General features: G+C 34.0%; 21 protein-coding genes. 10 read left to right on the top strand and 11 right to left on the bottom strand.

Going from position 1 to position 25,483, the window contains the following annotated elements; genetic code table 11:
• Window positions 1-11: 11 nt before the first annotated feature.
• Window positions 12-197, bottom strand: coding sequence for a transporter (locus ACOYLP_RS00105; RefSeq protein ID WP_422854235.1), 186 nt, complete (start codon window positions 195-197; stop codon window positions 12-14).
• A 129-nt stretch (window positions 198-326) separates the two neighbouring features.
• Between ACOYLP_RS00105 and ACOYLP_RS00100 the strand changes: the two genes are divergently transcribed.
• Window positions 327-974, top strand: coding sequence for a metal-dependent transcriptional regulator (locus ACOYLP_RS00100; RefSeq protein WP_422854128.1), 648 nt, complete (start codon window positions 327-329; stop codon window positions 972-974).
• A gap of 2 nt (window positions 975-976) precedes the next feature.
• Window positions 977-1,795, top strand: a complete 819-nt coding sequence (locus ACOYLP_RS00095; protein ID WP_422854127.1) for a ZIP family metal transporter — start codon at window positions 977-979, stop codon at window positions 1,793-1,795.
• A gap of 178 nt (window positions 1,796-1,973) precedes the next feature.
• Here ACOYLP_RS00095 and ACOYLP_RS00090 read toward each other — a convergent pair whose 3' ends face one another.
• The 4 genes from ACOYLP_RS00090 to ACOYLP_RS00075 all read right to left on the bottom strand — a co-directional run bounded on the left by ACOYLP_RS00090 (window position 1,974) and on the right by ACOYLP_RS00075 (window position 7,413).
• Entirely contained in the window at window positions 1,974-4,211 is a 2,238-nt protein-coding gene (locus tag ACOYLP_RS00090) for a TonB-dependent receptor family protein (RefSeq protein WP_422854126.1), read from the bottom strand.
• A gap of 107 nt (window positions 4,212-4,318) precedes the next feature.
• Entirely contained in the window at window positions 4,319-6,421 is a 2,103-nt protein-coding gene (feoB, locus tag ACOYLP_RS00085; RefSeq protein ID WP_422854125.1) for a ferrous iron transport protein B, read from the bottom strand.
• A gap of 6 nt (window positions 6,422-6,427) precedes the next feature.
• Window positions 6,428-6,664 (bottom strand): ferrous iron transport protein A, encoded by a 237-nt coding sequence (locus ACOYLP_RS00080; RefSeq protein WP_396139753.1) that lies wholly within the window; start codon window positions 6,662-6,664, stop codon window positions 6,428-6,430.
• Window positions 6,665-6,738: 74 nt separating this feature from the next.
• Window positions 6,739-7,413, bottom strand: coding sequence for an SCO family protein (locus tag ACOYLP_RS00075; protein ID WP_422854234.1), 675 nt, complete (start codon window positions 7,411-7,413; stop codon window positions 6,739-6,741).
• Between the two features lie 137 nt (window positions 7,414-7,550).
• Here ACOYLP_RS00075 and ACOYLP_RS00070 point away from each other — a divergent pair, with 137 nt between their 5' ends.
• The gene (locus ACOYLP_RS00070; RefSeq protein ID WP_422854124.1) at window positions 7,551-9,605 is read left to right on the top strand and encodes a M13 family metallopeptidase; all 2,055 of its coding nucleotides are present in this window, start codon (window positions 7,551-7,553) and stop codon (window positions 9,603-9,605) included.
• 248 nt (window positions 9,606-9,853) lie between these two features.
• Here the strand turns inward: ACOYLP_RS00070 and ACOYLP_RS00065 are convergent, their stop codons facing one another.
• On the bottom strand, window positions 9,854-11,434 hold the full coding sequence (locus ACOYLP_RS00065) for a L,D-transpeptidase family protein (RefSeq protein WP_422854123.1): 1,581 nt from the start codon (window positions 11,432-11,434) through the stop codon (window positions 9,854-9,856).
• 116 nt (window positions 11,435-11,550) lie between these two features.
• On the opposite strand from ACOYLP_RS00065, the gene ACOYLP_RS00060 reads away from it, so the two are divergent.
• A complete protein-coding gene (locus ACOYLP_RS00060; protein ID WP_422854122.1) occupies window positions 11,551-12,054 on the top strand; it encodes a nuclear transport factor 2 family protein in 504 nt (167 codons plus the stop codon).
• On the opposite strand, the gene ACOYLP_RS00055 is transcribed toward ACOYLP_RS00060, so the two are convergent.
• Window positions 12,055-12,993 (bottom strand): L-threonine 3-dehydrogenase, encoded by a 939-nt coding sequence (locus ACOYLP_RS00055; RefSeq protein ID WP_422854121.1) that lies wholly within the window; start codon window positions 12,991-12,993, stop codon window positions 12,055-12,057.
• Window positions 12,994-13,148: 155 nt separating this feature from the next.
• On the opposite strand from ACOYLP_RS00055, the gene ACOYLP_RS00050 reads away from it, so the two are divergent.
• Together ACOYLP_RS00050 and mfd are read left to right on the top strand one after the other, a co-directional pair.
• On the top strand, window positions 13,149-13,742 hold the full coding sequence (locus tag ACOYLP_RS00050; RefSeq protein ID WP_422854120.1) for a hypothetical protein: 594 nt from the start codon (window positions 13,149-13,151) through the stop codon (window positions 13,740-13,742).
• Window positions 13,743-13,744: 2 nt separating this feature from the next.
• Complete coding sequence (gene mfd, locus ACOYLP_RS00045) at window positions 13,745-17,149, top strand: transcription-repair coupling factor (RefSeq protein ID WP_422854119.1); 3,405 nt, start codon at window positions 13,745-13,747, stop codon at window positions 17,147-17,149.
• 120 nt (window positions 17,150-17,269) lie between these two features.
• Here mfd and ACOYLP_RS00040 read toward each other — a convergent pair whose 3' ends face one another.
• The 3 genes from ACOYLP_RS00040 to ACOYLP_RS00030 form a co-directional block, all read right to left on the bottom strand.
• Window positions 17,270-19,441, bottom strand: coding sequence for a M12 family metallo-peptidase (locus ACOYLP_RS00040; protein ID WP_422854118.1), 2,172 nt, complete (start codon window positions 19,439-19,441; stop codon window positions 17,270-17,272).
• Between the two features lie 81 nt (window positions 19,442-19,522).
• Window positions 19,523-19,882, bottom strand: a complete 360-nt coding sequence (locus tag ACOYLP_RS00035) for a YraN family protein (RefSeq protein ID WP_422854117.1) — start codon at window positions 19,880-19,882, stop codon at window positions 19,523-19,525.
• Between the two features lie 86 nt (window positions 19,883-19,968).
• Window positions 19,969-20,865, bottom strand: a complete 897-nt coding sequence (locus tag ACOYLP_RS00030) for a S66 peptidase family protein (protein ID WP_422854116.1) — start codon at window positions 20,863-20,865, stop codon at window positions 19,969-19,971.
• A 335-nt stretch (window positions 20,866-21,200) separates the two neighbouring features.
• Here ACOYLP_RS00030 and metG point away from each other — a divergent pair, with 335 nt between their 5' ends.
• Genes metG through ACOYLP_RS00015 form a run of 3 tightly spaced genes read left to right on the top strand, consistent with a single transcriptional unit; the run spans window position 21,201 to window position 24,481 of the window.
• A complete protein-coding gene (gene metG, locus ACOYLP_RS00025; RefSeq protein WP_422854115.1) occupies window positions 21,201-23,303 on the top strand; it encodes a methionine--tRNA ligase in 2,103 nt (700 codons plus the stop codon).
• Window positions 23,304-23,307: 4 nt separating this feature from the next.
• Window positions 23,308-23,790, top strand: a complete 483-nt coding sequence (locus ACOYLP_RS00020; RefSeq protein ID WP_422854114.1) for a hypothetical protein — start codon at window positions 23,308-23,310, stop codon at window positions 23,788-23,790.
• Window positions 23,791-23,794: 4 nt separating this feature from the next.
• Window positions 23,795-24,481 carry an HAD family hydrolase gene (locus tag ACOYLP_RS00015; RefSeq protein ID WP_422854113.1) on the top strand — a complete coding sequence of 229 codons (687 nt, stop codon included), beginning with the start codon at window positions 23,795-23,797 and terminating at the stop codon, window positions 24,479-24,481.
• Window positions 24,482-24,533: 52 nt separating this feature from the next.
• Here the strand turns inward: ACOYLP_RS00015 and ACOYLP_RS00010 are convergent, their stop codons facing one another.
• Window positions 24,534-24,866: a single-stranded DNA-binding protein gene (locus ACOYLP_RS00010; RefSeq protein WP_422854112.1), complete on the bottom strand. Its 333-nt coding sequence runs from the start codon at window positions 24,864-24,866 to the stop codon at window positions 24,534-24,536.
• Window positions 24,867-25,073: 207 nt separating this feature from the next.
• Here ACOYLP_RS00010 and ACOYLP_RS00005 point away from each other — a divergent pair, with 207 nt between their 5' ends.
• Complete coding sequence (locus tag ACOYLP_RS00005) at window positions 25,074-25,424, top strand: hypothetical protein (RefSeq protein ID WP_422854111.1); 351 nt, start codon at window positions 25,074-25,076, stop codon at window positions 25,422-25,424.
• The last annotated feature ends 59 nt before the right edge of the window (window positions 25,425-25,483 follow it).

The raw sequence follows: 25,483 nt of genomic DNA, 5'->3' as shown, positions 1-25,483 counted from the left end.
CCGAGAGCCACTTAATGGTTTGGTGCATTATCAGTAATACCTATTCCCGAAGACAAATCTAACATAAAATTGTTGTTAATCAAATAAGTTAAACCACCATCAAAACTATGGTTTGCTTTGTCTTTTTCTTGAGCAAATCCAAAAAATTCTATATAAGAACCCAATTTATCAGTAAAGGAATATCTTGTGCATAACAGAATAAAGACAAAAACAATAGTGAAAAGAACGCTGTTTTTTCATAATTTTATATTTTTAGACATAACTAAAAATAAATTTTGACAACTATATAATAATTTCTTTACTTTGCGAAAATTAACTTTCTATTAATGACAACCTCAGAAGAAAATTATCTAAAAGTTATCTATCATTTATCGCTTGTTTCTCCTAAAGGTGTAAATACCAATGCTATTGCTGGAATGCTAGATACTAAAGCTTCTTCAGTAACAGATATGTTAAAAAAACTTTCTGATAAAGAACTAGTTGCTTATCAAAAATACCAAGGTGTAACATTGACATCCAATGGGTTTCATCTGGCCAAAATGATAGTGAGGAAGCACCGTTTGTGGGAAGTTTTTTTGGTTGACAAACTTAATTTTTCCTGGGATGAAGTGCATGATATTGCTGAAGAATTAGAACATATTAAATCTGACTCTTTAATCAATAAGTTGGATAAGTTTTTAGGATTTCCAGATTTTGATCCACATGGCGATCCTATTCCAAATGCCGATGGCGAAATAAAAAAGGTAAATAAATTACTGCTTTCAGAAGTTGAACTAAACAAACAATATCGTTGCATTGGTATGAAAGATTCGTCTTCTGATTTTTTAAAGTATTTAGATAAACAAAAAATTGCTTTGGGCTCGACTTTTTTAGTTAAGGAAAAAGAAAGCTTTGATGATACTTTACTGGTAGAAATCAATTCTAAAGAAATTACCATATCAAATAAAATAGCTACTAATTTATACGTTCATTAATTATGTTTGAGTCAATTATTGCCTATTTCGAAAGTATAAATCCAGTTTTGGCGGCTTTATACGCTACTTTATTTACTTGGTTTTTAACAGCACTTGGGGCATCCTTTGTTTTCTTTTTTAAGAATATGAATCGGGTTGTTCTTGATGGAATGCTTGGTTTTACAGGAGGTGTTATGATAGCGGCAAGCTTTTGGAGTTTGTTATCGCCAGCCATTGAAATGAGTAAAGGCGAAGGATTCGTTAAAGTAATTCCGGCAGCAGTTGGATTTGCTTTAGGCGCTTTATTTATTTTTGGTTTAGATAAATTGCTTCCTCATTTACACATCAATTTTAAAGAAACGGAAGGAGTTAAGTCGCCATGGCAACGTACAACTCTTTTAGTTTTAGCTATTACATTACACAACATTCCCGAAGGATTGGCGGTTGGAGTTCTTTTTGGTGGTGTTGCAGCTGGAATTCCCGAAGCATCCATTGCAGGTGCCGTAACATTGGCTGTTGGAATTGGAATTCAAAATTTTCCTGAAGGGATTGCAGTTTCCATGCCATTACGAAGAATGGGAATGAGTAGATGGAAAAGTTTTATGTACGGACAATCATCTGCTTTGGTAGAACCTATTGCGGGTGTTTTAGGAGCTGTTGCTGTACTGTTTTTTATACCTATTTTGCCTTATGCTTTAGCATTTGCTGCTGGCGCGATGATATTTGTTGTGGTTGAAGAAGTAATTCCTGAAACGCAACAAGATAAGAATACTGATATTGCTGCATTGGGATTGATTGCCGGATTTATTGTAATGATGACTTTAGATGTAGCTTTGGGTTAATGACAACCACAGTCATCATTGCCACAGTTTTTCTTTGATTTAGGTTTCCAAATAAATTTTCTACACAAGAAAATAATTGCGTTTAATACGGTAATATAAACTAGTATTTCCTGAATATTCATATTGCAAAGGTAAAAAGGTTTCCAATGAATTGAGATCCCTTTATGATATAATTGAATTAAAACTTGGCACCTATAGAAATATAGAAAGTTCTTCCTTCGCCAGGTAAAATTCCAGGGCCAGGATAACCGCTTGATCGACGTGTGGCATAACTTTTATCAAATACATTATTCACTCCAGTACGAAGATTATAATTTTTTTGGAATTTATATTCTGATGAAAAATCGACAATTTTGTAACCATCTAAATTCCCAGTTTGGCTATTTGCTGAGGGTGTAACCGTATTATTAGCATCGGTAAAAATCTTTCCAGACATTTTATATTGAACCGTAGCCGAGAAGTTGTTATTTCCCCAAGACATTCCAAAATTGTGAATATATCTCGGGGCATTTTCCACTTGATTCCCAGCTAAATTAGTTTCGGTAATAATAATATTTGGAGCGGAACCACTTGTTGTTGTAGTTTTAAAATCAACATAACGACTATCAATAAAAGACATGGATACAAAGACATCTAAATTTCCATAAGGCTTTTCAATTCCAATCATTTTTGTGATATTTACACCAATAAAACCCTCAATTCCTTTGTTTCTTGTTTCTCCCAAATTAGTTCTCAATAAATAGGTTCCTTGTGTTGGGTTATTATTTATAAATTGTCTAATGCCACCAACACGGTTTTTATAACTCAAATAGAAAACGCTAAAGTCAAAATTTACAAAACCTTTATAAACACCACGATAACCTAAGTCAGCATTGTAACCACTAGCATCTTTTAAGTTTGGATCAACAACATCAATAATTGCTGCCGGAGTTAAATCACTAAATAATACTGGGCGAAAAGCTTGTGATATATTGGCATAAAAGTTTGTTTTCATCCACTTGTATTCTAAACCTAGTCCAAAAAGCGGTTTGTTTCTAACAATAGTTTTTTGGTCAACGTTTACATCATTTCCAGAAACGATATCAATTCTTCCTTCAGCAGTTGAATTAATATGTTCATAGCGAATACCAGGTGTAATGCTAAATTTATTAGTTATTTTGAATTGATTTTCTACAAAGAGTGCAGCATTTTTTGTTGTAAATTCTAAATCAGTAGGATATTTGCTTTCAATTGACATGTCAAAATCACTTCCTGTGGTTCCTTTTCCTTTTTGAAAACGCTCCGTTTTTGCTTGATACAAACGAACACCAAAGGCAAGATTTTGAGTGGTTTTACCCAGTTGGTATCGGTACAAATTTCGGTTTTCGATACCAAGATTTTTATAAGTATCACTATCAACTCTTCTGTTAGCAAATTGATTAGTAGTAGTGCTAATTACATCTTCAATGTTAGCAGCGGCAGTAAAGCCAACACTATTTCGTTCGCCTATTAGACCAAATGCTTTTACATTGACATCAAAATTAGGATTAACTTTGGTATCAAAATTTATAGCAAAAATATTCCATGGCACACCAAACCAATTACGGCTTCTGATAGATTGTCTCGGATTTGCTTCAAATTGCGCATCGGTTAATCCGCCAGGTTGTTGCATTTCATAGTCGGAATTGGTGTATTCGGATGAAATTTTTGTTTTATCCGAAAAACGATATTCCACAAAAGCATGGGTGTTTCTCGCTTGAAAACGATTGTTTTCTCTCCAGCCTTTTGCCGATCGAGAATGATTGTATACGTAATAAGACCATTTTTTGTATTTTCCGCCAATAGCATTAAAAAAACTTACTAATCTATAACTACCTATGGTGTTTTGAGTTTCGAATGAAAATGGTTTGTCTTTTTCTCTTTTTAAAACATAGTTGAGCATACCGCCAAATTGTGGTCCGAATTGTAAAGAAGCACCACCGCGAACCATTTGAATAGTTTCCACGGCTTCTAACGGTGGATTGTAATAGGCTTCGGGATAACCAAAAACATCGGCAGACATGTCTACACCGTTTTGTCGTGTGTTTAATTCCCAACTTCTGTTTGGACTTAAACCTCTAACGCCAACATTGATTTGAATTCCTGAACCTTCATTTTCCCAAATAGTAACTCCTGGAATTCTAGCGAAAATTTCGCGAGCATTATTGTTTGTTAAGTTTCCATTGATGTTGGAAAGTTTTAAAACTTCATTCTTTTTACCTGAGAATAATACATTGTCTTTGGTTTCAGGCATTCTATCCGGACTTTGTTGTTTTGTAATAATAATCACTGGCGCAAGTTTTTTGACAGTATCATTTTCTTCATTATCGAATTTGTCTTGAGCATTACAAGTATTGACAAAAATCAAAAAGGGAAGGATAAAATATAGTAGACGCATTTGTTATTTAGATTAATTCTACGCCGCAAAAATACTCTTTATATTTATTTAGACAAAATATAAATAATAAATTTTTAAAATATTTTTTATGTCTTTTTAGGAAAGATTTATTTTAGAATTTGATAAGCGATTAATGCTGTTATATAAGCAAATCCACTCATGAAAACCAATTGAATAATTGGCCATTTCCATGTGTTGGTTTCTTTTTTTGTTATGGCAAGTGTACTGGCACATTGCATTGCAAATGCATAAAAAAGCAATAAAGAAACACCTGTTGCGAAGTTGAATATTTTTGTTCCGTCAGAACGAACATCGGCTTGCATTTTACTTTTTATTGTGCTATCATCATTATTATTTCCAACACTATAAATTGTTGCTAATGTTCCCACAAAAACTTCGCGAGCTGCAAAGGAAGTAACTACAGCTATGCCAATTTTCCAATCATAACCTAAAGGTCTGATAACGGGTTCAATTGTTTTTCCGATTTTTCCGATGTATGAATTCTCTAATTTATATGTACTGGCCAAATTTTCAAGTTCTGATTTTTCAAGATCTTTGCCTTCAGATTTTGCTTTTTCGGCGACTATTTTTCCTCCATTTTTAAAAGACGCATTCGGACTATGTGACCCCAAAAACCATAGAATTATTGAGATAGCCAAAATGATTTTTCCTGCTCCAAAAACAAAAGATTTTGTTTTTTCGATAACGTTTATCGCAACATTTTTAAAAAGAGGTAATTTGTAATTAGGCATTTCAACCACAAAGTAGGTCTTAGTTTTAACCTTTAGGATTTTATTTAAAATATAGGCCGAAAATATAGCCATCCCAAATCCTAAAAGATACAAAATCATCAATGTCGCGCCCTGTAAACTAAAAAAGCCAAATAATCGTTTATTTGGAATTATCAAAGCAATTAATATAGCATAAACCGGTAAACGTGCGGAACAGGTTATAAATGGCGTAACCAAAATAGTAATTAAACGTTCTTTCCAATTTTCAATATTTCGGGCACTCATAATTGCCGGAATTGCACATGCGGTTCCAGAAATTAAAGGCACCACACTTTTGCCTGAAAGTCCGTAACGCCGCATGATTTTATCCATCAAAAAAACTACACGACTCATATAGCCGCTTTCTTCGAGCACAGAAATAAACATAAAAAGAAACGCAATTTGTGGAATAAAAATCACGATTCCACCTATGCCAGGAATAATTCCTTCACAAATAAGATTTGTAAATTCTCCTTCAGAAAGATGGGTTTTGGCATAATTTGCCAAATCGGCAAATGTAGCGTCGATAAAATCCATTGGAACACTTGACCAATCAAAAATAGATTGAAAAATGAGTAATAAAATCCCGAAGAAAATAGCATAACCAAAAATTTTGTGTGTCAGTACTTTATCTAATTTGGAACGCAAATCGGTGGCGTTAGTAGAGTCAATGGTTAGCCCAATTTTCAAGGTATCATTGATAAACTGGTATCGTTTTATGGTTTCTTTTTGCTGCAAACGCTTTAAATCGGAATGCGATTTTGTGAACGAATTTCGAATTTCATTACGTTCTAAATTCAAAAAATTTACATCTTGTGTAATCACTAACCAAAGTTTGTATAGCAATTGATTTGGGAATGCTTTTCTGAGTTTATTGAAATATTCTTCATCAATGCTTGATGCGTTCAAACATGGCTCAGTTGACAATGATTTATAATAGACAATTTGATTTTTCAGCTCGTCAATTCCATAACCTTTTCGTGTGCTGACTAAAACAATTTTAGTTTTTAATTGTTCTTCAAGATGTGAAATATTTAGCGAAATTCCTTTTGATTTCATTCTGTCTGCCATGTTAATGACCAAAATTGTTGGGATTTCTAGATCTTTTATTTGTGTAAAAAGTAAAAGGTTTCGCTTTAAATTTTCAACATCGGTAATTACAACGGCAATATCAGGATAAAGTTTGTCGTTTTTATTGAGTAGTAATTCAATAACTACGTTTTCGTCAATTGAACTGGCATTCAAACTATAAGTTCCTGGTAAATCAAGTATATTGGCTTTGATGGTATTGGTTAATTTACAAAAACCCAATTTTTTTTCAACGGTTATCCCCGGATAATTTCCCACTTGTTGCTTCAATCCAGTCAATTGATTGAAAACCGAAGTCTTACCGGTATTTGGATTTCCAATTAAAGCAACAGTGATGTTTTGAATGCTCATGACAGATTATTTCTCATCGATTTCAACTTCAATCTCACGAGCCATTTCTTTTCTTATTGCCAAATGTGAACCATTATTTACATTCAAATAAATTGGGTCGCCTAGCGGCGCGATTTGGACAATTTCCAACGTATTGTCTGGAAAACAACCCATTTCTAATAGCTTTAGTGGTATTTTGTCTAAATCAACATTCGTAATTCTGGCGATGTCTCCAATATGTAATAAATCAACAGTGGTTTTCAATGCTTATTTAGATTGAATTAAGATTACAAAAGTAAGGATAAATTGAGAATATAAAATAATTAATATCAGTTTAACTACTTTTTATCATTTTCACAAAGCCAATTGATATCGTCAATCAAGCGATTGATTTCTTCTTTTTTAGTACCATCATAAAAACCACGGACTCTTTTTTGAGCATCAACTAGTACAAAGTTTTCGGTGTGAACCATATCATACAATTCATTTGGTTTGCCTAGTTTTACAGCTAAATAGGATTTTCTTGCCATACTGTAAATTTCTTTTTTGTTTCCCGTAACCAAGTTCCATTTGGTGTCAACAACACCTTTTTCGAGCGCATATTTTTTTAAAACAGGCACGCTGTCAATTTCAGGAGTTACTGTATGAGAAAGCAGCATCACTTTTGGATTATTTAAAATTGCTCTTTGAACATCCACCATGTTAGTGGTCATAATTGGGCAAATAGATTGACAGGTAGTGAAGAAAAAATCGGCAACATAAATTTTTCCTTCATAGTCTTTTTGTGTGATGACTTTTCCGTTTTGATTGATGAATGAGAAGTCCGATATTTTATGTTCTCGAGCAATATATTGGACGGTTGAATCAACTAATTCAGGATTAACATCGGCGGGATTATAAATAGGCAACTTTTTACTAGGTTTTAATACATTGTAAAACAACGAGATGGTTATGATAGAAAAAACCAAAAAAGTTCCAATAAAAATCCTATATTTCTTTATGATATCGAGCATTCTTTTTTCTACAAAAGTACAAAAGCAAGAAATTCTTTGTAACATATTGAAAACAAATAAGATTATTTTTTTTGTTAAAAAAAATATTTCTTACCTCAGAAAGAATAAATTTGTATCAATTAAAAAAACATCCTTTTATGAAGTTCACTATCTTTTCAAAATCATTGATGACAATAGTTCTTTTTACAAGCACTTATCAGATTAATGCTCAGCAAAAAACACCTGGAATTAACTTGTCTTTAATGGACAAAACAGTAAGTCCAAAAAATGACTTTTTTAATTTTGTAAATGGGACATGGTTAAAAAACACTGAAATTCCAGCAGATAAAACTCGTTGGGGAAGTTTTGATGAATTACGACAAAACACCGATAAAGATGCACTAGCTATATTAAACGAAGCTGCTAAAAATCCAAAATATGGTTCAAATACTGATCAAGGGAAAGCCATAAATATGTATAAAGCTGTCATGGATACTTTAGCAAGAAACAAGTACGGGATTGAACCTATACGTCCATATTTAGCAAAGATTGATGCGGTTAAAAACATGGTTGATTTGGAAAAATTGATGATGCAAGAAGAAGCAAAAGGGGGTGGAGTTGGATTTTTTGGGGTTGGAATTGGAGCAGATGACAAAAACAGTAACCGAAATGTTGTTAGTCTTGGACCAGGTGGATTAGGTTTACCTGATAGAGACTATTATGTTTCTGATGATAAAGATTCAAAAGAAAAAAGAGAGAAATATGTTCTTCATGTAGCGAGAATGTTGCAGTTTATAGGGGAGAAACCAGAACAAGCAAAAGCAAATGCAGCTAGAATATTAGCGTTAGAAACAGCAATGTCAAGCCCAAGATTGGACAGAGTTGAACGAAGAGATGCCAGAAAACAATACAATCCGACAGCAATTTCAGATTTACAAAAAATGGTTCCAGCTATTGATTGGAACACTTATTTAGCTGAAGTTGGATTTAAAAAATTAGATACTATTATCGTAAGTCAGCCACGTTATATGGCTGCTTTGCAAACCATTTTTACCGAAAACAAAGTGGAAGACTGGAAAGAATACATGCGTTGGATGCTGATAAGAGGATCTGCATCGACATTGTCAACTGATATAGAAACAGCAAACTGGGAATTTTACGGGAAAACGTTAACAGGTGCTTTGAAACAAAGACCACGTCACGAAAAAGCACTTCAAGTAGTTAATGGAACTGTTGGAGAAGCTTTAGGTAAATTATATGTTGAAAAAATGTTCCCTGAAGAAGCAAAAGGGAAAGCAGCCAGAATGATTAAAAATGTTATCCGAGCATATGAAAACAGAATCAACAACTTAACTTGGATGTCTGCAGAAACCAAAACAAAAGCGATTCAAAAATTAAACGGTATAACCATCAAAATTGGATATCCAGATAAATGGAAAGACTATTCTGCTTTAACGGTTAAAAGTCCAGACGAAGGTGGAAGCTATTTTGACAATGTAAGAAATGTTTCTCAATGGAAATGGAAAAAAGATTTAGAAAAACAAGGAAAACCAGTAGACAAAACAGAATGGGGAATGTCGCCTCAAACGGTTAATGCATACTACAATCCATCGTATAATGAGATTGTTTTCCCGGCTGCGATATTACAGCCTCCTTTTTACAATTATCAGGCAGACGAAGCTGTAAATTATGGAGGAATTGGAGCGGTTATCGGTCACGAAATTTCACATGGTTTTGATGATGAAGGCTCAAGATATAATGCAGAAGGGAATCTTGTAGATTGGTGGACTGAAGGAGATTTGAAACAATTTACAGCATTAGGAACAGCATTGGCAGATCAATATTCTGCTTTAGAACCGTTGCCGGGAACTCATGTTGACGGGAAATTTACTTTGGGTGAAAACATCGGAGATTTAGGTGGAATCAATGCGGCTTATGATGGTCTACAGTTGTACTTAAAAGAAAATGGTAATCCGGGATTAATAGATGGATACACTCCAGAACAACGATTGTTTATCTCCTGGGCAACTATCTGGAGAAGTAAAATGAGAGATGAAGCATTGAAAAATCAAGTTAAAACCGATCCACATTCACCAGGAATGTACAGAGCCTATGTGCCTTTGTTAAACTTGGATACGTTCTATAGTGCGTTTGACATCAAACAAGGGGACGGTATGTATATTGAGCCAAATAAAAGAGTAAAGATTTGGTAATCAAATTCGAATTATAGGAACTGTTCTATGAAATAGATTGGAACAGTTATCAAATTTGCTCAATGAAGGCGAAATACGAGAAGCCAAAACAGCTTTTTATAACAAGGAAGAAATCAAAAAACTAATCGTCTGAAACACTTTTCGTTTCAGACGGTTTAATGATTTAGTTTGCTAAAAATGCAGATGATGAAAGCAAAAAAAAAGTGACCTGAAAGCTTTACAGAAAATGGTTCAGAAAAATAAAACATTTATTCTTCTAATAACATAGAAGCTAATTGCTCATCTCTTTCATAAATATCTTTATAGAAATTGATGGCGCCATCATTATCAACCCAAGCAGTAAAATAACCAATATAAACCGGAATTTTATTTTTGAGTGTGTACCAACATTCTTTTCCCTTATTCATAGCCGAATTTATTTTTTCAGGAGTCCAATTAGTATCTCCTTCCAAAATTAAATTGGCTAACTCTTTAGGTTTTTCTACTCGGATACAACCGTGACTAAAGGCTCTTTTCTCTTCATTGAATAACTGTTTTGAAGGAGTATCGTGTAAATAAATATTATTATTGTTAAGAAATAGAAACTTCACTAAACCTAAAGAATTGCCAGCGCCCGGTTTCTGTCTGACATTACCTTTATACCATTCCATATTATGTTTTGACAAATACGTTTTATTTTTTTTAATTGCGGGAAGGATTTCTTTAATTAAGATACTCTTTGGCACATTCCAATAGGGGCTAAACACGATATAACTCATCATTCCGCTAAAAATTACCGTCTTATTTAAGGCGGTTCCAACCACCACTTTAGACTCTAATGCAACCTTCCTTTCTTTAAAATAGGTCAACCGATAGGACGGAATATTTACCACAATAAATTCTTTAGCTTTACCAATATCAGTAGAAACCCATCGGCAGCGTTCCATATTAACAATAATGGTTTTGATGCGACTACTTATAGGCACATTCATTTCATTTATGTGCTTTTTTAAAATAGTCTTATCTAATGCAAATCCATTACGTTTTTTATACTTTAAAACAGCTTGTTGAAGCGAATAGCCATATAATTTATTCCCGGAATCGAACTCAATGTCTCCAGTTAAAAACAATCGTGTTCTGATTTTAGCTACAACATCTGAACTGTCTCCTGGCTTAATTGAGACAAAGTTAGCTGGAACAGTAACGGCATTCCAACCACCTTTTTGTTCAATGTCTCTGTATCTTTTCAAAACGGTTTTCAGTTTATAGTATTGCTCAATATGCTGCTCTTTTTTGTCAATGAGTTTTGGGTCAACCAATAAAGAATCTAAATAAGTAATATAGGACTGTTTTTCTCTTGGCAAATACCATCCTAATTCGTCAGATTTTGTGTTGTCAATTCCCTGCAGTACTTTATTGGTATAGTAGAAATAATAATTTGATAAGAACAATTCAACATCTATATCTGGTTTTTCAGAAGTTTTTTGAAACAATGCATCTAGCGTTTCTTTATAGGGCACTTTACTAAGCACTCCGTCCTCAAATAGATTGTTTATTTTATTGTAGATGACATCTGCCGTTTCTTTTTTGCCTTTTTTATCATACCAAATAAAATTATAACTGTTTTTTTGATACATCGAAACGACTTGCTTTTTATACAAAATCAATTTTGGATATTTGGCATAAAATGTGGCTACTAAAGTACTGTCAAAAGACAAAGGGAAAGTCACCTCCTTATTCCTTACTGCAACAATTTCTTTATTTTCTTTTTTGACACAATACCAACCAGTCAAAGAAACACTCAGCACAAAAAGCATTAGAAAGAGCCCGTATAATCTAGTGTTGTTCATTCAACTTTTGTTTAATTAATTTATAAAAATACAAAAACTTATTGCATAGTATAACAATCGTAAACACTATATTTACTTCATAGTTTTAAATTATAATGATAAACAAAACAGTTCTTATGAAAAAAAATCTTTTTTTTATAGTATTCTTTTTTTTGGTTGCCAATATTATTATAGCACAAGATAATCTCAAAGCAGAAATCAACAACACACTTGACGCTTGGCATAAAGCCGCTGCTGAAGCAAACTTCAAAAACTACTTTGATGCCATGGCTGATGATGCCATATTTATAGGAACTGATGCTACCGAAAACTGGACCAAAACTGCTTTTCAGGCTTATGCCAAACCTTATTTTGATAAAGGAAAAGCATGGAGTTTTAAAGCATTAGAAAGACATATCTACTTTAGTGAAGATAAAAAAACAGCTTGGTTTGATGAATTACTTGACACCCAAATGAAAATCTGCCGAGGTTCAGGAGTACTTGTTTTTGTAAACAACCAATGGAAAATAAAGCACTATGTTTTATCTATGACATTTCCGAATGACAACACCGATGAAGTCATAAAAATTAAAGCACCTATAGAAGATGCTTTAATTATTGATTTGAAAGGAAGAAAATAATTATTTCAAATGCTCTAACATTTCTTTAGTCATCGAAGCTAAATCAAATTTATGCTTCCAATGCCAATCTCCCTTGGAATAACTATCATCAATAGAAGCAGGCCAACTATCGGCAATCTTCTGACGAAAATCCGGTTTATAGGAAATTGAAAAATCAGGAATATGCTTCTTAATCTCCGCAGCAATTTCAGCTGGTGTAAAACTTATCCCAGACAAATTATAGGAAGAACGAATCTTAATTTGTTCACTCGATGCCTGCATGATTTCTATCGTAGCTCTAATAGCATCATCCATATACATCATTGGTAAAGCCGTTGCTGAAGAAAGGAAGCATTCGTACTTCCCGTCTTTCAAAGCTTTATGATAAATATCAACGGCATAATCTGTAGTCCCTCCGCCAGGATCAGTCGACCAGCTAATCAAACCCGGGTAACGAATACTTCTCACATCCACACCGTAAACATGATGGTAATATTCACACCATCTTTCGCCCGTTTGTTTACTAATTCCGTAAACGGTTGTTGGTTCCATGATGGTATATTGTGGTGTGTTAATTCTTGGTGTTGTTGGTCCAAAAACAGCGATGCTCGATGGCCAGAATATCTTTTTTATCTTTTTAGCTTTCGCCAGATTCAAAACGTGAAACAACGAATTCATATTCAAATCCCAGGCAAATGCCGGATTTTTTTCTGCCGTTGCCGATAGCAAAGCTGCCATCAAATAAACATCCGTAATTTGATATTGCTCAATTAAATGCTCAATCTGATTATAATCTAAAGCATTTACCACTTCAAAAATACCATTATTTACAATGTCGTTATTCAGTTTTCTGATATCGGAAGCAATAACATTATCATTGCCATAAATGCTTCTTAGCTTTTGTGTCAGTTCAGTTCCAATTTGACCGCAAGCGCCGATGATTAGGATTTTTGTACTCATGTAGTATAGTTCGTCTGTCCAACAAAGATATCGTTTTTAAGAAAAGTAACTTCTGCAATAAGTCAGTTTTCTTTTCAATAAAATTAAATCCCTTTAACTACATCTTACTAAAGTTTCCTTTTACCTTTGTACCTTTGTGTCTTTAATGCCTTTCTATGAAATTATCTTTTTCGACATTACTACTGCTATTGGTATTTCTTTCTTCTTGCCAGGAAGATCCGAAAGTCCGTGCCTTGGAACAAAAAAAAGAAACGCAGAAAAGAGAAGTCATATTTACCAATATCAATAAAGGTTGGAATTTCAATGCACAACCCATAAACGAAACTTCAAGAGAATTAAGAACTAATTGGACTGAATGGCGTTTGTTTCTTAACGAATTAGGACAAAAACCCAAAAGCAGCATTGGCGCCTTTCAGCAAAAAGCCAAAACACTTTGTAAACGAGCCGCCGAATTAAACAACAACATTCCTATTAAGTATAATTTGCTTGAAATAAAAAGCAGAATTGCTGTAATAACCACCAAAATCAATGCTATAAATTTATATATTCATTTAAATCAAATTCCCGATAAAAAGATTGTACAATTAGTGCAAGAAATTCATATCGAAGTAGCCTCAATGCAATGGCAATTAGACGAAATCAAACGTAAAAGTGAAATCAAAATGGAAGAAGGCGAAAGCGATATGATACGAATGTTAGATACCACTAGAGCTATTCCGAACAATCCAAAACCAAAAATTATAAAATAAGTTTGAGTTTAACTTCAATATACAACGGTTATCTCCATTCGACGAAAGTCAAACAAATAGCAGATACACTTGGCACGAGCGATACCGAACTTCAGGATCAAAATCCTTTAACCAAAATACAGTTAAAAGGACTTTTGGGTTCCTCGTTTTCATTTGTATTTCAGGCCATTTTCAAGCAAAGCGATAAACCTTTTCTTTTAATCTTTAACGAAAAAGAAGAAGCTGCCTATTATTTAAATGATTTGGAGCAGATGATTGGCGCAAATGACGTGTTGTTTTATCCAAGTTCGTATCGACGTCCTTACCAAATTGAAGAAACCGATAACGCTAATATTCTATTGCGTTCTGAAGTGTTGAACCGAATCAATTCGCGCAAAAAACCAGCTGTAATTGTTACGTATCCCGAAGCGCTTTTTGAAAAAGTGGTTACCCGAAAAGAACTCGAAAAAAACACCTTGAAAATTGCGGTTGGCGAAACCGTTACCATCGATTTTATCAACGAAGTGTTGTTTGAATACGAATTCAAACGCGTTGATTTCATTACAGAACCCGGCGAATTTTCTGTTCGTGGCGGAATTTTAGATGTGTTTTCTTTTTCGAATGACAATCCGTACCGTATCGAGTTTTTTGGTAATGAAGTAGATAGCATCCGAACCTTTGATGTTGAAACCCAACTTTCGCTTGAAAAGCAAACAAAGATTACCATTATTCCCAATCTGGAAAATAAATTCAACGATTCCTCAAATGTCGTAATGACACGTGACAGTTTTTTAGAATATATCAGTGATAAAACCGTTTTGTGTATTGAAAACACCGAGTTTCTGACTTCGCAATTAGACAAACTTTTTAGCAAAGCGCTAGAAACTTTTGACAAACTTTCTAAAGAGGTAAAGCATGCTTCGCCAGAACAATTGTTCCTTAATCAGGAAACATTTTTACGAAAGGCTTTGGATTTTTCTATCATCGAATTGTCGAATAAACCTTTTTTCAAAACGACAAAAACATTTGAATTTCACATACAACCTCAGCCTTCCTTCAACAAGCAATTTGATTTGCTATTGAACAATTTGAGCGACAATCATTTTAACGGGTATACCAATTATTTGTTCTGTTCCAATGTAGCACAGGCCAATCGTTTTCATGATATTTTTGAAAGCTTAGACGAAACCAATCATGAGAATGTACGCAAGCAATATCATACGATGGTTTCCTCTTTATACCAAGGTTTCATCGACGAAGAAAATCAAATTGCCTGTTACACTGACCATCAGATTTTTGAACGATATCATAAATTCAACATCAAAAACGGCTATTCCAAAAAGCAGACGCTTACACTAAAAGAATTGAATTCCTTATCTGTTGGCGATTATGTTACGCACATCGACCACGGAATTGGGAAGTTTGGCGGATTGCAGAAAATACAAGTTGAAGGCAAAACACAAGAAGCGATAAAACTCGCATACGCTGATAATGATATTGTTTATGTAAGCATTCATTCATTACACAAAATTTCAAAATACACCGGAAAAGACGGGACACCCCCAAAGATATACAAACTCGGTTCAAATGCCTGGAAAACCTTAAAACAAAAAACTAAAGCACGTGTCAAACACATTGCTTTTAATTTGATACAGCTTTATGCAAAGCGACGTTTGGAAAAAGGCTTTGCCTGCGCACCTGACAGTTATCTGCAGAAAGAATTGGAAAGTTCCTTTATATATGAAGATACTCCAGATCAAATTACAGCGACTCAAGACGTCAAAGCCGATATGGAAAAAGATCGTCCAATGGATCGATTGGTTTGTGGTGATGTTGGTTTCGGAAAAACGGAAGTCGCTATCCGTGCTGCTTTCAAAGCAGTAGATAACAGCAAACAAGTCGCAATTTTGGTTCCTACAACAATTTTGGCCTATCAGCATTACCGAACATTTACCGAAAGGTTAAAAGACATGCCGGTCAATATTGGCTATTTAAATCGTTTCAGAACTGCTAAACAAAAAGCAAAAACAATAGAAGATTTAGCTTCCGGGAAATTAGATATCCTTATTGGAACACATCAATTGGTAAATAAAAATGTAGTGTTTAAAGATTTAGGTTTACTGATTGTTGACGAAGAACAGAAGTTTGGCGTAAATGTAAAAGACAAATTGAAAACCATTGCGGCAAATGTAGATACGTTGACATTAACAGCAACTCCAATTCCGAGAACTTTACAGTTTTCCTTGATGGCCGCACGTGATTTATCGGTTATCACAACGGCTCCACCAAACCGTTATCCTATCGAATCACAGGTTGTTGGTTTTAATGAAGAATTAATTCGTGATGCTATTTCGTATGAAATTCAAAGAAACGGGCAGGTTTTCTTTATCAATAATAGAATCGAAAATATCAAGGAAATTGCAGGAATGATTCAGCGATTGGTTCCTGATGCTCGCGTTGGTATCGGTCATGGCCAAATGGAAGGCAACAAATTAGAAGAGTTGATGCTTGGTTTTATGAATGGTGAATTCGATGTTTTGGTGGCGACTACTATTATTGAAAGTGGTTTGGATGTACCCAATGCAAATACAATTTTCATCAATAATGCTAATAATTTTGGTTTGTCCGATTTGCATCAAATGCGTGGTCGAGTTGGACGAAGTAATAAAAAAGCATTCTGTTATTTTATCTGTCCGCCTTATTCTGCCATGACTGATGATGCACGGAAACGTATTCAGGCATTAGAACAATTCAGTGAACTGGGAAGCGGATTTAATATTGCCATGAAGGATTTGGAAATTCGTGGCGCCGGAGATTTACTAGGTGGAGAACAAAGTGGTTTTATCAATGAAATTGGTTTTGAAACATATCAGAAAATTATGAATGAAGCTATCGAAGAGTTAAAAGAAAACGAATTCAAAGACTTGTACGATGACGGGAATCCAGATGAAAATAAGGAATATGTAAAAGAATTACAGATTGACACCGACTTCGAATTACTATTCCCAGACGAATATATCAATAACATTTCGGAACGATTGAATTTGTATAATGAATTAGGGAGCATTAAAGATGAATCAGGTTTATTGGCCTACGAAAACAAACTAATTGACCGTTTTGGTCCGTTGCCAAAAGAAGCTAGCGCCCTACTAAACAGTATCCGCATCAAATGGATTGCTACTCACATGGGAATTGAAAAAATCATTATGAAGCAGGGCAAACTGATTGGTTATTTTGTCGGAGATCAGCAATCGGATTATTACAATTCGAAGCAATTTAGACATATGTTACAATTTGTTCAACAGCATGGGAACCTTTGTAAAATGAAAGAGAAAGATACCAAAAACGGGCTGCGATTACTAATCACTTTTGAGAATGTAAAATCTATAAAAAAAGCATTGGAGTTTATGGAGATGATGAAACAATAATAAGTTATGAATTTTATAAGCCATAAAAGAAAATAGGAGTCTACAAAAAAGGCGTTTACTAAAATTGAAACGCCTTTTACTTAAATGAAATTTAAATGACTTATATGGTTATGCCTATAACTACATTTTCAATATCTTGAAATTAGCTTCTTTATCATTAATTTTTAATTTGAAGAAATACGTTCCCGAAGCAAATTGCGAGATATCAATATTAGTACTTAACTCATTCATTTTTTGTTTATATAACAATTGGCCTTGAACGTTATACACGAAAACTTCGGTAATGGCATCTTTTGAAGTGATAGCTACATTTCCGGTTGTTGGATTTGGATAATAACTATAATCCAAGAAATCAGCGTCTTCAATACCTAATGTTCCGGTGCATGATATTGTAGCATTCCATCCCGGAGCAACTTCTAATTGATCAGATAAAAATTTAAATGTTAAAGAACCATCAAACGAAGTGGAGTTAAAAACGCCTGGACTTGCAGTTCCTGTTAATCCGTTAGGTGTTAATGGTGCTGAAAATTCATCTGGTCCATTATAGATGTATAAATAATCATAATCTAATTCAAGATTAAAACTTGTGAATGTAGCTCTTAATTTTAAACCAGGATTATTTGGAATCATAGTTCTTACCCATGATTCCATATTTGTATAGTCGCTAGAAGTTCCTCCTGTATCCGTAAAAGAAACGTTTGCACAGAAATTGGTAGCTGAAGTAGCAACTATTTTTTCTCTGCTAGCAGGTTCAATACTTGAGCAAAATGGTCTGACCCTTATTTTATAATAGGTATTTGGACTTAAACCACTAGCAGAATATGAATTTGTATTAACTGTATTCCAAACAATTGATGTTGAAGAAAATGGTGTAACTGCCACCTGCCAGGAAGTAGCTGAACCTAAATCATTCCATGTGACCGCAACGGAATTTGAAGTCACACTTGAAGCTACTATATCAGTTACTGTATTTGGGCAGCTACTCAAACAATCAAAACTCAAACAAGTTCCCGAATTGACATCATTTAAAATTGCTTGTGTTGGTTGTGGTCCAAATCCGTTGCTGAGACTAATCCCAACTCCGGAAATCAAGTGGCAATAACTCATTATAGTTCCTTTATCAGCTGGCAAAGGAATTGGCCCTATTGAACAACTTCCTTCTGCAAATCCTGCTTGTGTTCCGCAACCATCAATCGAAGTATTATTTCCATTCCATACACAGGAGTGTGTATGTCTAGAGCCTAGTAAGTGTCCAAACTCATGTGTGATTACTAGAACTGTCCAAGAATAGGTTGGTACATTACTGTAATTAAAATTAACATCAGAATAACTATAATTTGATTCACTGCATAACCCGTCAATCGTAACTGCAACTCCTCCAAGGCCGCCAGGATCAATTCCTACTAATTGACCTAAATCTCCATCAAAAACGGGAGTATTTTGGTTAAAAGCATTCAAATACGCTCCTGAACTTGTCCCAATTCCTTCGTAAGGATCTGGGTCTGTCCAAATATATATAGATTTTAAACCAACACTTATACCATCATTATTGAAAAGTGTTTGTACATTATTAAATAGCGAAGTCATCCAATTAGTAGTAGTTGTGGTGTCACTTCCGTTTTGAACGAACAAATCATTGTCGACTTCAAAATAGAATGAAACGCATCGCAAACTAGAAACGCTATTAGTATTACTATTCTTTCTAACTGGAATATTATCGTCCTGAACATGACAATCAAAATCATTTAAAACTTTCATTTTAGCATCAGAGTAAACAATGTAATCTGTTTGGTTATTAATTTTATTTAATTTACCAACAACAATATTTCCTAATTCTGAACTGGAAATGATTCCGTTAAATTCTCCATTAAAAAAGTTAAAAGCAGAAACAGAATGAGTTTCACCTTTTATAATTCCACGGTAATAAACTCCTTTTTGGTAAGCGATATCTTTCCTTTTATTAGTATCGACATGAAATCCTTCAGCAAATGGATTTACCTTATACAATAGCAACGAAATAAAGTGATCTTGATACGGAATTTGCAATTCTATAGTTTCAAATTGATTCGCAAAAATTTCATTGATTTTTTCGGACTTTATTGTGGCTAAAGTTGCTCCATCAACAACTTTGTTTACATCGCTATCGATAGCGTTTTGAGTTACAGTTAAAACAGAAATCGGTCTAAAGCTGGCTTTTAAGCCTTGCAATTCTGAGACTTTTTCAGCCACTTTATTTTGTGCAAACAAATTTGCCAAACAAAACAAAGAGGTTACTAGAAGGTATTTTTTCATAGTATAAAAAGGGATTTTCTGTAAAGTTATTGAAATTCAGTGTAAGACAAATTTTGTATGATTTTTTTAATATTTGTTTAATTAAAAATGATAAAAAGCATCTTCAAAATGTTCTATTTTATAAGTACTGTCTTCTTTATATATTGCAATTATATCAAAGCGAACGTCAACATCTAAATCATTCGAAACTATGTATTCATTTACGGCTTTGACTAACAATTGGATTTTCTTTGGTTTCACAAAATCTTGAGGCAAGCCAAAGGCAATGCTCGAACGAGTTTTGACCTCAATAACTGCTAATGTGCTATCTTTTTGAGCGATGATATCAATCTCAGCTTTTTGAAATATCCAGTTGGTTTCTAGAATATCATAGCCGTTTTGTTGCAAAAATTCTACAGCCAATTCTTCACCAAATTTTCCAAGTTCATTGTGTTCTGCCATGTAAATAGTTTTCAATATTTAGTCACAGTATTCAGTTGTAATGCTGAATGAAACCCTTATTTTGCTAAATTTCTTAATGTTTAAAATCATTCAAAAATTACTTTGCTTTCTTTATCATTAACTTCCATCGAAATCTGTCTTCCAAAAATCAATGCCCGATTATCCCTGATATGTCCCGCCGGAAAATTATAAATTATAGGAATGTTTAATCCTTTGACGTTGTCTTCAATGATTTCAAGCGCATTTCTTCCCCATGGAATTTCGTTATCTTTCATTTCTGTCATGGCGCCTACAATAATACCTTTCAAACTTTGCAAACAGCCATTGCGTTTCAAGTTCATCATCATTCGGTCTACATGATATAAATATTCATCCAAATCTTCAATAAAAAGAATCTTATCCGCGCAATCAATCGCCGATTCAGAACCCAGCAAACTATATAAAATAGAAAGATTTCCACCAACCAATTCACCTTTTGCTTTTCCTTTATGATTCAAGGCGTCACATTCTAAAGTGTATTGTAATTTCTCGCCAAACAAAGCTACACACAACGAATTCTTGGCTTCTTCAGTCGCTCTCGGAATGGCAACCGGCATGGTAGCATGCAATGATTCAATTCCCATTCGATTCAAATGGCCATGCAAAACGGTTACATCACTAAAGCCAATAATCCATTTGGGGTTTTGTTTAAATTTGGTGAAATCCAATTTATCGATAATTTTTACCGTACCATATCCGCCACGAACACACCAAATCGCTTTGATGTTTGGATTGTCCATTTGTTCTTGAAAATCTGCTGCGCGTTGATCGTCGGTTCCTGCCAATTGGTAATAATCTAAACCTATGGTTTTACCAAGTTTGACTGATAATCCCCAACTCTCGAGAAGATCAATAGTTGGTTTTAAGTTGTCGTCAATGTTTTTTCTTGCGGTAGAAACGATGGCAACAGTGTCACCTTTTTGCAGATAAGTTGGTGTAATCATCTTTTTTTGAGAATGAAGATTTAAAAAGAATAATGATAATAGAATATAGAATATAGGTTTTTTGTTCACTTTTGAAAATGATTATGAGCAAATATAATCAAATTTATAGTTTAAGAAAACCAATGCCATAGCCTAATTACTTCACAATTTGTTTATTTTTTTTGTGTTCAGTGAACTACGTTTGCAATTGAAATCCTTTTTGGATTACCTGAAGCGCAGCGCAGAGAAATCAAAGTAATGCAGCGAAATAACAAAAAGATTGAAACGGATAGCATGAAATAGCTCCAAATAAAAAAGCTATTGCTTATTTTTGCAAATTACATACTAAATTTATCATGTTAGAAAATCCAACCCGAGGCAAAGCCGAATTGAGCCAACCTAAACGATATACAATCACAGCTGCGTTACCTTACACCAATGGTCCAATTCATATTGGTCATTTGGCAGGTGTTTATGTGCCTTCCGATATTTATGCACGTTACTTAAGATTACAAGGGAAAGATGTTGCCTTCATTTGCGGAAGCGATGAGCATGGTGTTGCAATTTCGATGAAAGCTAAAAAGGAAGGCATTACTCCACAACAGGTTATTGATAAATACGACGGAATTATTCGCCAGTCGTTTATTGATTTTGGAATTTCATTTGATAATTATTCGAGAACTTCCTCTAAAATTCATCACGATACAGCTCGGGAATTTTTCAGAAAATTATATGACAACGGTGACTTTATTGAAGAGGTTACTGAGCAACTCTATGATGCTAAAGCCGATCAGTTTTTGGCCGATAGATTCGTTACCGGAACGTGTCCAAAATGCGACAATCCGGAAGCGTATGGTGACCAATGTGAACGTTGCGGTTCCACTTTGAATGCTACTGATTTGATTAATCCAAAATCAACAATCACAGGAGATACGCCAATTTTAAAATCAACAAAACACTGGTTTTTACCATTAGACAGATATCAGGATTTTTTAACCCAATGGATATTAGTTGACCATGCCAAAGACTGGAAAGTAAATGTTTTGGGGCAAGTGAAATCTTGGTTGGACGACGGACTAAAACCTCGCGCTGTGACGCGTGACTTAGATTGGGGAATAGACGTTCCGGTTGAAGGTGCCGAAGGCAAAAAATTATATGTTTGGTTTGATGCACCTATAGGCTATATTTCAGCTACCAAGGAATGGGCAGCAAGAGAAGGAAAAAATTGGGAAGACTATTGGAAAAAAGACGATACGAAACTGGTTCATTTTATAGGGAAAGATAATATTGTTTTTCACTGCATCATTTTTCCAGCAATGTTAAAAGCAGAAGGTAGTTTCATCTTGCCAGATAATGTTCCTGCCAATGAATTCTTGAATTTAGAAGGCAATAAACTTTCTACTTCTAAAAACTGGGCAGTTTGGTTACACGAATATTTACAGGATTTTCCGGACAAACAAGATGTTTTACGTTATGCTTTAACCGCAAATGCGCCGGAAACTAAAGACAACGATTTTACTTGGAAAGATTTTCAGGCGAGAAATAACAATGAATTGGCTGCCGTTTTTGGAAATTTCATCAATCGCGTTGTGGTTTTAACTAATAAATATTACAACGGAATAATTCCAGTGCCAAATGAATTTAATGAGGTTGACACGCAAGTTTTAGCTGAATTAAAAGCTTATCCGGCTGTGATTTCGAGTTCGATTGAACGATACAGATTTCGTGAAGCGCAAGGCGAATTAATGAACGTAGCTCGTTTAGGAAACAAATATTTAGCCGACGAAGAACCATGGAAAATGGTTAAGACCAATCCCGAAAGAGTGCAGACACAAATGTATGTGGCTCTTCAGATTGCTGCAGCTTTGCAAATTTTGTGTGAGCCTTTTTTACCTTTTACATCGAGTAAATTATCACGTCTTCTTGTCATTTCAACGAATGACCAATCTCATGTAGATTGGACTTCCGTTTCTGAAACATCCGAATTATTAAAACCAGGTCACCAAATCGGACAAGCTGAAATACTTTTTGCCCAAATTGAAGATGCCGAAATTCAAAAACAAATAGACAAGCTAGAAGCTACAAAAACATCAAACGCTATGGAAAATAAAGTAACCGAACCTCAAAAACCCATTGCAACCTTTGAAGATTTCTCTAAATTAGATTTACGTGTTGGAACTATTTTGGAAGCTGAAAAAATGCCAAAGGCCAATAAACTTTTAGTATTGAAAGTAGATACAGGTTTGGATGTTCGAACTATTGTTTCAGGAATTGCAGAGCATTTTTCGCCCGAAGAAGTAATTGGAAAACGCGTTACTGTTTTAATTAACTTAGCGCCAAGAGCCTTAAGAGGTATCGAAAGTGAAGGTATGATTTTAATGACTAATAACGCAGATGGCAAATTAGTTTTTGTAAATCCAGATGATGATGGCGTGAAAAATGGAGCGTTTATTAGTTAAAAAAATGGCTAAAAAACTTTCAGTAATAACGATTTTTGCATGGTTAATTAGTCTTGCTGTATGGCAATTACTTTTTTATTCACATAAAGTAGTATCCGAAATTCTTTGGGAAATACATACTATTTTTAGTAGTGTATTAGTATTTTATACTATGCTTAACCTTATTGTAAAAGAAACAACTTTAGATATAATTAAAATTACGTTCAAAATAATATTTAAAGTTTGGCTCATTATTTTTATTGCATTCTCTATGCAAAATTCCTTTAACCAAAAAGCATTTGTTCTAACTACTACCTTTATTTTTGGTTATTTAGAGGGCTTAATTGAACTCAATGTATGGCTAAGAAACTATTCATTTCGATTTCAAAGTAAACTATTTCAAAATGCAACTTCAAAATTTGATAAAACACAACTTAGCATTATTTGCATCTCCCTTGTTCACATCCTTTGTGCTTTTGTAGCATTAGTCTTTTTTAATATAAAATAAATTTATGAATATAAAAGTAATCGCTTTCGACGCTGATGACACCTTGTTTGTTAATGAACCTTATTTTCAAGAAACAGAGCAAAAATTTTGCGTTATGATGAGTGATTATTTATCAAAGCAAGGCTTATCGCAAGAACTTTTTAAAATAGAAGTAGATAATCTGCATCTATATGGATATGGCATTAAAGGCTATACACTTTCTATGATTGAAGCGGCTATGAAAATTTCTAATAATACATTATCCGTTGAAGTGATTGCGAAAATTATTGATTTAGGAAAAGAGTTACTGCAAAAACCTATAGAACTTCTAGATGGAGTAGAAGAAACATTAAAAGCACTTAAGGGAAAATACAAATTAATTGTTGCAACCAAAGGCGATTTAAAAGACCAGCAAAGAAAACTTCATGACTCGGGTTTAGGCATTTATTTTCATCATATCGAAGTGATGGCGGATAAACAAGAAGTGAATTATGAAAAACTTTTAAAGCGATTGGAGATTGAGTCAAAAGAGTTTTTTATGATTGGGAATTCCTTGAAATCGGATGTTTTGCCAGTATTGGGTATTGGAGGTTATGCTGTTCATATCCCATTTCATACCACTTGGGAACATGAAAAAATTCATCATAAAGTAGATCATCCTAATTTTAGAACAGTCGATAAAATATCTGATGTTTTAGAAATTTTGTTATAAAAAAAGCGGTAAAATTTCCACTTTACCGCTTTTAATCTCAAATCTGAAATTACTATTTACCTAACAATAGAATGTCATTGGCAACCACTTCTGTGATAAAGCGTTTATTGCCTTCCTTGTCGTCGTAACTTCTATGTGTAAGTTTTCCTTCTATGGCAATTTCTTTGCCTTTGGTAACATACTTTTCGATGATATCGGCTACTTTCCCCCAAGCGCTTACTCGGTGCCATTGCGTATCTTCTACTTTTTCACCCTTGTCATTGGTGTAATACTCATTAGTAGCGATAGTAATGTTGGCTACTTTTTTCCCTCCGTCAAACGTTTTGATTTCTGGATCTTGTCCTACGTTCCCGATTAACTGTACTTTGTTTCTCATTGCATTCATGGCTTTTAAAATTTAAATGTTATTGTTATTTTTTGTTTACCGTTGTCGGTAGAGAGTTTTTTGTTTCTTATTTCCGACGAGGCAAAGTTGTGGCCCCTTTCAAAAATTATTCGGTAACTAACCATTTACTTTCGGTTGTAATTGTTTGTAATTGTTTGTAACCGGAAATATTTTTTATATATTTGGTTGAAATTTAAGGAATTGACTATGAATAAAGTCTGTTTAGAATGTGGTGAAAAAATTGTTGGTCGCGAAGATAAAAAGTTTTGTAGCGATGGCTGTCGTAATGCCTATAACAATAAAATAAACAAAGACAGTACAAATTATATGCGGAACATCAACAACAAGTTACGCAAAAATTACCGAATTTTGTCAGACCTCAATGCGGAAGGAAAATCAAAAACTACCAAAACTAAATTGTTAAGCAAGGGTTTTGATTTTGATTTTTTTACTAACATACTAAATACTGGAACAGGCAACACTTATTATTTTGTGTATGACCAAGGGTATCGTTATTTGGATAACGATTTTTATATGTTAGTAAAAAAAGAACATTAATTTTATATTAACCCGTTGGGTGAAATTATTTGTAGTAAAATAAATTGAACAAATGTTGG

This window comes from Flavobacterium sp., assembly GCF_049318325.1.
Classification (GTDB): domain Bacteria; phylum Bacteroidota; class Bacteroidia; order Flavobacteriales; family Flavobacteriaceae; genus Flavobacterium.
The sequence above is the reverse complement of the archived record's forward strand: the minus strand, read 5'-3'. Positions and strand labels throughout refer to the sequence as shown.

Coding starts and splice junctions, on each gene's coding strand:
- ACOYLP_RS00100 (WP_422854128.1), top strand. CDS start 327: ATGACAACCTCAGAAGAAAATTATCTAAAAGTTATCTATCATTTATCG.
- ACOYLP_RS00095 (WP_422854127.1), top strand. CDS start 977: ATGTTTGAGTCAATTATTGCCTATTTCGAAAGTATAAATCCAGTTTTG.
- ACOYLP_RS00090 (WP_422854126.1), bottom strand. CDS start 4,211: ATGCGTCTACTATATTTTATCCTTCCCTTTTTGATTTTTGTCAATACT.
- feoB (WP_422854125.1), bottom strand. CDS start 6,421: ATGAGCATTCAAAACATCACTGTTGCTTTAATTGGAAATCCAAATACC.
- ACOYLP_RS00075 (WP_422854234.1), bottom strand. CDS start 7,413: ATGCTCGATATCATAAAGAAATATAGGATTTTTATTGGAACTTTTTTG.
- ACOYLP_RS00070 (WP_422854124.1), top strand. CDS start 7,551: ATGAAGTTCACTATCTTTTCAAAATCATTGATGACAATAGTTCTTTTT.
- ACOYLP_RS00065 (WP_422854123.1), bottom strand. CDS start 11,434: ATGAACAACACTAGATTATACGGGCTCTTTCTAATGCTTTTTGTGCTG.
- ACOYLP_RS00060 (WP_422854122.1), top strand. CDS start 11,551: ATGAAAAAAAATCTTTTTTTTATAGTATTCTTTTTTTTGGTTGCCAAT.
- ACOYLP_RS00055 (WP_422854121.1), bottom strand. CDS start 12,993: ATGAGTACAAAAATCCTAATCATCGGCGCTTGCGGTCAAATTGGAACT.
- ACOYLP_RS00050 (WP_422854120.1), top strand. CDS start 13,149: ATGAAATTATCTTTTTCGACATTACTACTGCTATTGGTATTTCTTTCT.
- ACOYLP_RS00040 (WP_422854118.1), bottom strand. CDS start 19,441: ATGAAAAAATACCTTCTAGTAACCTCTTTGTTTTGTTTGGCAAATTTG.
- ACOYLP_RS00035 (WP_422854117.1), bottom strand. CDS start 19,882: ATGGCAGAACACAATGAACTTGGAAAATTTGGTGAAGAATTGGCTGTA.
- ACOYLP_RS00030 (WP_422854116.1), bottom strand. CDS start 20,865: ATGATTACACCAACTTATCTGCAAAAAGGTGACACTGTTGCCATCGTT.
- metG (WP_422854115.1), top strand. CDS start 21,201: ATGTTAGAAAATCCAACCCGAGGCAAAGCCGAATTGAGCCAACCTAAA.
- ACOYLP_RS00020 (WP_422854114.1), top strand. CDS start 23,308: ATGGCTAAAAAACTTTCAGTAATAACGATTTTTGCATGGTTAATTAGT.
- ACOYLP_RS00015 (WP_422854113.1), top strand. CDS start 23,795: ATGAATATAAAAGTAATCGCTTTCGACGCTGATGACACCTTGTTTGTT.
- ACOYLP_RS00010 (WP_422854112.1), bottom strand. CDS start 24,866: ATGAATGCAATGAGAAACAAAGTACAGTTAATCGGGAACGTAGGACAA.
- ACOYLP_RS00005 (WP_422854111.1), top strand. CDS start 25,074: ATGAATAAAGTCTGTTTAGAATGTGGTGAAAAAATTGTTGGTCGCGAA.